Origin of the sequence: Lysinibacillus sp. GbtcB16, assembly GCF_019091145.1 — a bacterium.
Lineage (GTDB): Bacteria > Bacillota > Bacilli > Bacillales_A > Planococcaceae > Lysinibacillus > Lysinibacillus fusiformis.
The window spans coordinates 1-277 of sequence record NZ_JAGXJV010000310.1 but is presented as its reverse complement, the minus strand read 5'-3'; the positions used below and the strand labels follow the sequence as shown (position 1 = coordinate 277).

2 pseudogenes are annotated in these 277 nt (G+C 28.5%); both read right to left on the bottom strand.

The annotated features are described in order from the left end of the window. Window positions 1-174 (bottom strand): annotated as a pseudogene (locus tag KVT27_RS24375) (Ger(x)C family spore germination protein); the annotation flags it as partial. Then, a pseudogene (locus KVT27_RS24370) lies at window positions 144-277 on the bottom strand (spore gernimation protein GerH); the annotation flags it as partial. The pseudogenes KVT27_RS24370 and KVT27_RS24375, both read right to left, overlap by 31 nt.

The following is a 277-nucleotide window of genomic DNA, read 5'->3' as shown; positions in this document are numbered from 1 at the left end:
TTGAATGGGACAAACGAATGTCACTTTTACTTTATTATCTTTTGCAACGTCAAATACGGATCCTTGAATAAGTTGTACATCGTCGATAATATTTTTTTGTAAACATCCAATTAGACTGAAGAATGTTATACAAGAAATAAGTATTAATTTGCTTGTGCTTTTGATTTTTTCCATTTTCTTTTCACCCACACAATAATAAATAGGATTGGGATGTATACATAAATGAGCCAAAAACTAACCTTTGATACATTACTAATAAAGTTATTAATATCGTGTC